The sequence below is a fragment of the Bathymodiolus azoricus thioautotrophic gill symbiont genome, from assembly GCF_001298715.1.
Taxonomy (GTDB): domain Bacteria; phylum Pseudomonadota; class Gammaproteobacteria; order PS1; family Pseudothioglobaceae; genus Thiodubiliella.
In genome coordinates this window covers 1-7,555 of the sequence record NZ_CDSC02000147.1, presented here as the reverse complement: position 1 = coordinate 7,555, position 7,555 = coordinate 1, and the positions used below count along the sequence as shown (strand labels likewise).

The following is a 7,555-nucleotide window of genomic DNA, read 5'->3' as shown; positions in this document are numbered from 1 at the left end:
TTAACAAAACTAGATTAACGCCTGCCCCATCCTCACCGTTTCACCTTCTTTGAGGTTTAGTTTGTTGTCTTTATTAGGCATGAGCATAATCACGGTTGAACCCATATTAAATCTACCCATTTCTTCACCTTTTTTGAGTTGAATATTCTGGTTTTGATAATCAAAATGTTTCACTTTTTTGGTATATGGTGGGGTAATTTGTCCATGCCATACCGTTTGCATTGAGCCAACAAAAATAGCTCCCACCAAAACAAACCCACAGATGCCAAACTCAGTCTCAAAATAACACACCACACGCTCATTACGAGCAAACAAACCATTGACACTTTGCACAGTTTTTTGATTGACTGAGAATAAATCACCAGGAATATAATCCATGGCAATCAATTTGCCATCATAAGGCATATGAATACGATGATAGTCTTTTGGTGAGAGGTAAATCGTAGTAAAAAAACCACTGGTAAATTCGCCTGCTTTCTCATTATTTGCCAACAACTGTACCACGCTGTAATTATGATTTTTTGCTTGCACGATTTGCGCATTGTTAATATTGCCAACTTGAGAAACAACACCATCTACAGGGCAGACAATTGAACACTTGGCAATCACTCTAGCACCAGGCTTTAGACTACGGGTAAAGAAGTCGTTAAAACTCTTGTAGTCTTCTACTTGCTCGCGTTGTGCCTCAGACAAATCTACTTGATAGGTTTTAACAAACCAGCGAATAAAGGTATTTTTAAGCCAAGTATTTTCAATGCGTGCAAAACGAAACATCAACTTTGAAAGCCAATGCTGTGGCAATAAGTATTGTAGCCAAATCATTTTAATTTTGATTGAATAAAGACAAGTGCGTTATTGAATTTCACTTCAATTTTTTCAGGGTTATTTCTAGCTTTATATTCAACATTGCCGTTATCAGCATGCGTATCACTAAGCACCAGTCGATGCGGAATACCTAAGAGCTCACTATCGGCAAACATAATACCGGCACGCTCTTTTCTATCGTCAAGCAATACTTCAATGCCAGCATCCAAATATTGCTGATATAAATTATCTGCTAAGTCTTTAACACGAGTGGATTTGTTGTAGTTGATCGGCACAATCACCACGCAAAAAGGTGCAATACTTGCTGGGAAAATAATACCCCTCTCATCATAATTTTGCTCAATTGCGGCTGCCACAACACGCGTAACACCAATACCATAACAACCCATCATCATCGTCACTGCTTTGCCAGATTCACCAATCACATTGGCGTTCATCGCTTTGGAGTACTTATCACCCAATTGGAAAATATGCCCCACTTCAATACCGCGTTTAATCACTAACTTACCCTTGCCATCGGGTGAAGCATCACCTGCAACAGCATTACGCAGGTCAGCCGTCTTAAACTTAATACCGTCCCACGCACAACCGGTCAAATGATAGTCCCATTGATTTGCACCACAGACAAAATCCACCATCACTTCGGCTGAATAATCTACAATCAAATCAATACTTAAATCTTTAATACCAATAAAACCTTTTTTCAAATCAAGTGACTTAATTTCCTCATCACTGGCAAATTCAAAATCACCCAATAAGTTTTGTGTTTTGATTTCATTTAGCTCGTGGTCACCACGAAGCGCTAAAGCCTTATAACCATTAGCCGTCTTAATAATTAATGTTTTTACACATTGCGCTTGCTCAACTTTTAAGAACTGTGCAACCTCTTCAATACTGGTTATCTTCTTCGTTAATACCTGTTTTTCACTGGCACTGGTACTGTTGGTTTTTTCTTGTTTAGAGAAAGCTACTTTTTCAATATTAGCAGCATAATCAGACTCATCAGAGAAGCAAATAGCATCTTCGCCAGACTCTGCCAACACATGAAATTCAATAGAACTCTCACCACCAATACTACCACTGTCTGCCAACACTGGGCGATAATTAAGTCCAAGACGCTCAAATATTTGGCAATAAGTGGCGTGCATTTTTTCAAATTCTGCCTGCATACTGTCCTTATCCAAATGAAACGAATACGCATCTTTCATAATAAACTCCCGCGAACGCATCACCCCAAAACGAGGGCGAATCTCATCACGAAACTTGGTTTGAATTTGATAAAAATTCATCGGCAGTTGCTTATAACTATTAAGATATTGACTAGCAAGATGGGTAACCACCTCCTCATGTGTTGGGCCTAGGCAGAATGCTCTATTATGTCTGTCATGAAAGCGTAATAATTCTGCACCGTATTCATCCCAACGCCCTGATTCTTGCCACAACTCTGCAGGTTGTGTAACAGGCATTAGCACTTCTTGTGCACCTGAGTTATTCATTTCTTCACGAATGATTTTCTCTACTTTTTGCAATACTCTCAAGCCCATCGGCAAATACGAATACAAGCCCGATGCAAGTTTAGAAATAAGCCCCGCACGAATCATCAATTGATGCGAAATAATCTGTGCATCATTTGGCGCTTCTTTTTGTGTTGGGATAAGAATTTGGCTGGTTTTCATTTATAATAGTCAAAACAAAAAATATGATTTTACCTATGCCTGATTTTCAAACGCTTTTAATTTACGCAATTCCTTTAATCTTTGCTATCACTGTGCATGAATTTGCTCACGGCTGGGTTGCCAATCAGCGTGGCGATTCCACTGCTAGAATGCTTGGTAGGCTGACTTTAAACCCGATTAAACACATTGACCCAGTGGGCACAATCTTAATGCCTGCGATCTTATTTTTCACAGGATCACCTTTTCTGTTTGGTTGGGCAAAGCCTGTCCCCATCAACTTTAACGCCCTTAAATCTCCAAAACAGGATATGATTTTAGTTGCCCTTGCTGGACCTGTGTCTAACTTTATAATGGCATTGTTATGGTTATTGGTTATTGTCTTTACACTCAACTTGCAATCTCAACTTTTAATAGATATGGCACACTTTGGTATTGCTATCAATCTAGTTTTGGGTGTGTTTAACTTGCTTCCCCTGCCACCACTGGATGGCTCTCGTGTGGTGAGTGCATTATTACCAAACCACTTGGCTTATCGGTATAATAAATTAGAAGCTTATGGTCTATATATCTTACTAGGTTTGTTGTTCTTGGGTATTTTTGAACGAGTAATCTTACCTATCGTTAACTTTATTTTAAATTATTTACTAGGACTATTAAATTAATATGTACACAGAAGAAGACTTAAATAATGCTGTAAAACAAACTATTTTCAACCAATCATCGGTTGACAATTTTAGACAATTTATTGCTACAAGCAAAAACACAAACCATGTAGATGAAGAAAATTTTAAGCTGATTGGTAGTTTCAACGATATTTTTGTTGTTATCGCTTGCTTATTATTGCTATTTTCCTCAGGATGGGTGTTAAACGCTATCCAAAATAACAGTGGTTATATTGTATTTCCAATCATTACATGGGGTTTAAGTGAATTTTTTGTCCGTAAAAGAAAAATGTCCTTGCCTGCCATTGTTTTATTAATTGCTTTTATTGGTGGCATATTCACTCTGTGTATGAATTTATTATCATTCTCAGAGAATATTAATATAACCATTGCCGCTTCCTTGTCAACATTGGGCGCCTATTTGCATTGGTTGCGCTTTAAAGTGCCAATTACAGTTGCCGTTGGAGCCACTTCGCTCATTGTTTTTTTAGTTGCACTCAGTATCTCCATTTTTCCTGAAACAAAAGATTATTTACTGCCAATTTTATTGATTTTTGGCATCATTACCTTTGTATTGGCTATGTTTTGGGATTATGCCGATATTCATAGAGTTACCTACAAATCTGATGTTGCTTTTTGGCTGCATCTAGCATCTGCTCCCTTAATTATTCACCCTATTTTTGGAATGCTTGGCGTGCTAGACGGTAATGAAAGTGTTAGCACCTTAATTATTGTGATTGCCTTGTATGTCTTTATGAGTTTATTGTCCATCGCTGTTGATAGACGCGCCTTTATGGTTTCCTCTATGGCGTATGTACTGTATGCAATTTCAAATATCTTAAAGACCTATGGAGACATTGGCTATAATTTTGCCTTAACAGGTGTATTAATTGGTGCCACACTGCTACTTTTATCGGCTTTCTGGCATCAAGCCAGAAGTGCTTTGTTAAATTTATTGCCAGAATCAATCAGCAAATATTTAGCACGAGTGTCAGACTAAGAAGAGCAACTCACCTCTAAATTTTTTGCCCAATCTGGCGCTTCTTGCGTATAACCTTCAAGATCTTGGTGTTCAGAAAATGGGCTACTCAGTAAAGTAAATAGCGTGTCAATCTCACCATAATCCTTGTCATCTTCTGCTTTTCGAATGGCAACCTCTGCCAAATAATTACGCAAAATATACTTGGGATTTACGCTCTTTATCATCTCTATTCTATTCGGATTATCTTCCTGTGCAATGCGCTTATCATACAACTTAATCCACGCATCAAAATCAGTGTCCTGCGTTAATTTATCTATATCAGACAACTGTCTTAATGAATTACTATAGTCTTTTTTATGTTGATACAGCACTTCAAAAAATTGACCGATTAGTACATTATCTTGCTCGTCCTTTTGAGTGAAACCGAACTTTTTTCGCATCAATGTTGAATAAGCCTTGACCAAATATGGCTGATAATTATCTAAAACGGTTTTGGCTTGCTTAACTTCTATCAAACTGCTCAAACTGTCCGCCAATTGAGATAAATTCCACAAACCGATCCCCGGCTGTTGATCAAAAGCATAGCGCCCTTCGTGATCGGAGTGATTGCAGATGAATTTAGGATTGTAGGTTTCTAAAAATCCAAAAGGCCCATAATCAATCGTCAAGCCAAGAATAGACATATTATCAGTATTCATTACTCCGTGTGCAAAGCCTTGGGCTTGCCAATGGGCAATCATTTTGGCAGTGCGCTCCACCACTTCATTGAAAAAATCAACATATTTTTGCACGCCTTGACACTGCGGATAATAATGCTCAATAACAAAATCAGCCAATTTTTTAACCTCGGTTTTTTGCCCAAGGGCAGCAAACCACTCAAAATGACCAAAACGAATATGACTGGATGCCGTGCGCATTACAATCGCCCCCGTTTCAATGTTTTCTCGATAAACCTCGGTCTCACTTCCCACCAAAGTTAATGCCTCAGTAGTGGCAATATTCAGCCCTTGCATAGCAATGGAACAAAGGTATTCACGAATAGAGGAGCGCAGCACTGCCCGTCCATCTGCCCCTCTTGAATAAGGCGTTTTTCCCGCCCCTTTGAGTGAAAACTCGTGGCTGTGTATCTGCCCTTGTAAAGGGGGATTGTGTAGCACTTGCCCAATCAGACAACTGCGCCCATCACCCAACTGCCCTGCAAAATGTCCAAATTGATGCCCTGCATAAACACTGGCAATTGGCGACACCCCTTGAAAAAATTTCTCACCTGAGGCAATTTTAAGCAAAGTCTGGCTGTCCCAGTCTAAACCAAGCTTACGATAAAGTGCTTGATTTTTATGAATTAAGAAAGTATTTTTTAACGGCTGGCATTCAATTTCTGAAAAGAAATTCTCACCCAGCGTGGCAAAATCCAAAGTGCTATTGTCCAAGTTTTGACCTGAGTAATTCATTCAACAGTTTAGGGTTTGCCTTGCCCTGCGTGGCTTTCATTGCTTGACCTACAAAGAAGCCTAAGATTTTTTCATTGCCCGATTTAAATTGTGCCACTTGCGGTGCGTTATTTTCAATAATCTCATCTACAATCTGCTCAATGGCATTCGTGTCTGTCATTTGTTTAAGCCCTTTGGCGTCAATAATCTCATCGGCGTTGCCCTCACCCTCCCACATGGCTTTAAACACATCTTTGGCAATTTTCCCTGAAATAGTGTCATCGCCAATACGCCCAATCAATAGCGATAAATCTTGTGCTGATACGGGAGATTTTTCGATTTCGATTTGGTTTTTATTGAGTAAAGCACTCAATTCACCCATCACCCAATTGGCACATAATTTGGCATTTGATTCATTACCTTTGAGCATAATTTCAAAATAATCTGCCAACGATTTCTGCGAAGTGAGTACATCTGCATCATACTCACTTAGCCCCAATTGCTTAATAAAACGCGCCTTTTTTTCAAGTGGCAATTCTGGCAATTGTGCTTTAATGGTTGCCAATAACGCATCTGAGATTTCAACAGGCAATAAATCTGGGTCTGGAAAATAGCGATAATCATTCGCCTCTTCTTTAGAACGCATAGAGCGGGTTTCGTGCTTTACCGAATCATACAAACGGGTTTCCTGCGCCACGCTACCCCCTTCTTCCAAAATATCTCGCTGTCTTTCCACCTCTAAATTAATAGCTTTTTCCAAAAATTTAAATGAATTGATGTTCTTAAGCTCCGCCCGAGTGCCCAATGCCTCTTGCCCCAGCGGACGAATAGACACATTGGCATCACAACGAAACGAGCCCTGTGCCATATTACCATCACAAATATCAAGATACTGCACCAACGCATGAATTTTCTTGGCATACGCCACCGCCTCTTTGGCACTGCGCATATCAGGATCAGAAACAATTTCTAACAAGGGCGTTCCTGCACGATTTAAATCAATCGCCGTGTCATCATCAAACATATCATGCACCGATTTACCCGCATCCTCCTCCAAATGCGCCCGAGTAATACCAATGGTTTTTACCCCCTCATCCATCCCAATGTCTATTGCCCCCTCACCCACAATCGGTAAATCCAATTGTGAAATCTGATAACCCTTAGGCAAATCAGGGTAAAAATAATTTTTCCGATCAAACACATTGCGTTGATTGATATGCGCATCAACCGCCAAACCAAAGGTAATCGCCTTATTTACCACCTCAACATTCAATACCGGTAGCACCCCCGGCAGCCCCAAATCCACCGCACACGCCTGCGAGTTCGGCTGCGCCCCAAACTGAGTAGAGGCCGCCGAAAATATCTTAGATTTTGTATTTAATTGCGCATGAATCTCTAGCCCGATAACTGTTTCCCATTCCATATTGTATTCCTAATTAATGACCCATATATTTTCCTAAAAACTTCCCCACCAATGCATTTAAAAATATATTATTTTTTAATGCTTTTTGGTGAACCAATTTGTGTAATTTTGGACTAATACACACATTGACAACTAGTTTTGTGCTTCCCTATTTAACTGCTTACAAGTGTCAATATAATGATTGACACTGTCTTGAAAATTTCTCTCCAAATTCTCCACCGTATCTACCTCAAATGTAGCCAAGTCATCAATCATCTCTAACTTGCCAAAAAAGCATTTATCCTTGTTAGAATGCTCAACACTTGTCGACATAGTTTTTATATTCAATGAGACCTTTGCATAAATTAGGGATGATTGACAAAACCCAATTTTTACCCACTTGGTGATTTCTTTAAACCTTGTCCTAACAGGGCTAAGGCCGGGTTTAAAGAAATCACCAAGTGGGTAAAAAGTGGGTTTATGATGATTACTCCTATTTATGCAAAGGTCTCTCAATAACATTACTCACAATAACTTCTTTAATTTTAGTTTAAATATTTATTCATCATTGGTGAATT

General features: G+C 39.2%; 7 protein-coding genes. 2 read left to right on the top strand and 5 right to left on the bottom strand.

Annotation, left to right across the window (positions count from 1 at the left end):
* Positions 1–9 precede the first annotated feature (9 nt).
* A complete protein-coding gene (gene asd, locus BAZSYMA_RS02970; protein ID WP_237731768.1) occupies positions 10–822 on the bottom strand; it encodes an archaetidylserine decarboxylase in 813 nt (270 codons plus the stop codon).
* Positions 819–2,501, bottom strand: a complete 1,683-nt coding sequence (locus BAZSYMA_RS02965) for a proline--tRNA ligase (RefSeq protein ID WP_090715482.1) — start codon at positions 2,499–2,501, stop codon at positions 819–821. The genes asd and BAZSYMA_RS02965 overlap by 4 nt, the downstream gene beginning before the upstream one ends.
* A 35-nt stretch (positions 2,502–2,536) precedes the next feature.
* Between BAZSYMA_RS02965 and BAZSYMA_RS02960 the strand changes: the two genes are divergently transcribed.
* The gene (locus BAZSYMA_RS02960; RefSeq protein ID WP_090715487.1) at positions 2,537–3,163 is read left to right on the top strand and encodes a site-2 protease family protein; all 627 of its coding nucleotides are present in this window, start codon (positions 2,537–2,539) and stop codon (positions 3,161–3,163) included.
* A 1-nt stretch (position 3,164) separates the two neighbouring features.
* Complete coding sequence (locus tag BAZSYMA_RS02955) at positions 3,165–4,163, top strand: hypothetical protein (protein ID WP_090715480.1); 999 nt, start codon at positions 3,165–3,167, stop codon at positions 4,161–4,163.
* Here the strand turns inward: BAZSYMA_RS02955 and BAZSYMA_RS02950 are convergent.
* The 3 genes from BAZSYMA_RS02950 to BAZSYMA_RS09660 all read right to left on the bottom strand — a co-directional run bounded on the left by BAZSYMA_RS02950 (position 4,160) and on the right by BAZSYMA_RS09660 (position 7,310).
* A complete protein-coding gene (locus tag BAZSYMA_RS02950; protein WP_237731769.1) occupies positions 4,160–5,596 on the bottom strand; it encodes a protein adenylyltransferase SelO in 1,437 nt (478 codons plus the stop codon). The genes BAZSYMA_RS02955 and BAZSYMA_RS02950 overlap by 4 nt on opposite strands.
* Complete coding sequence (gene gatB, locus BAZSYMA_RS02945) at positions 5,565–6,998, bottom strand: Asp-tRNA(Asn)/Glu-tRNA(Gln) amidotransferase subunit GatB (RefSeq protein ID WP_090715477.1); 1,434 nt, start codon at positions 6,996–6,998, stop codon at positions 5,565–5,567. The genes BAZSYMA_RS02950 and gatB overlap by 32 nt, the downstream gene beginning before the upstream one ends.
* A 132-nt stretch (positions 6,999–7,130) precedes the next feature.
* Positions 7,131–7,310, bottom strand: a complete 180-nt coding sequence (locus BAZSYMA_RS09660) for a hypothetical protein (RefSeq protein ID WP_143243078.1) — start codon at positions 7,308–7,310, stop codon at positions 7,131–7,133.
* Positions 7,311–7,555: the final 245 nt, after the last annotated feature.

Coding starts and splice junctions, on each gene's coding strand:
- gatB (WP_090715477.1), bottom strand. CDS start 6,998: ATGGAATGGGAAACAGTTATCGGGCTAGAGATTCATGCGCAATTAAAT.
- BAZSYMA_RS02960 (WP_090715487.1), top strand. CDS start 2,537: ATGCCTGATTTTCAAACGCTTTTAATTTACGCAATTCCTTTAATCTTT.
- BAZSYMA_RS02955 (WP_090715480.1), top strand. CDS start 3,165: ATGTACACAGAAGAAGACTTAAATAATGCTGTAAAACAAACTATTTTC.
- BAZSYMA_RS02950 (WP_237731769.1), bottom strand. CDS start 5,596: ATGAATTACTCAGGTCAAAACTTGGACAATAGCACTTTGGATTTTGCC.
- BAZSYMA_RS02965 (WP_090715482.1), bottom strand. CDS start 2,501: ATGAAAACCAGCCAAATTCTTATCCCAACACAAAAAGAAGCGCCAAAT.
- BAZSYMA_RS09660 (WP_143243078.1), bottom strand. CDS start 7,310: ATGTCGACAAGTGTTGAGCATTCTAACAAGGATAAATGCTTTTTTGGC.
- asd (WP_237731768.1), bottom strand. CDS start 822: ATGATTTGGCTACAATACTTATTGCCACAGCATTGGCTTTCAAAGTTG.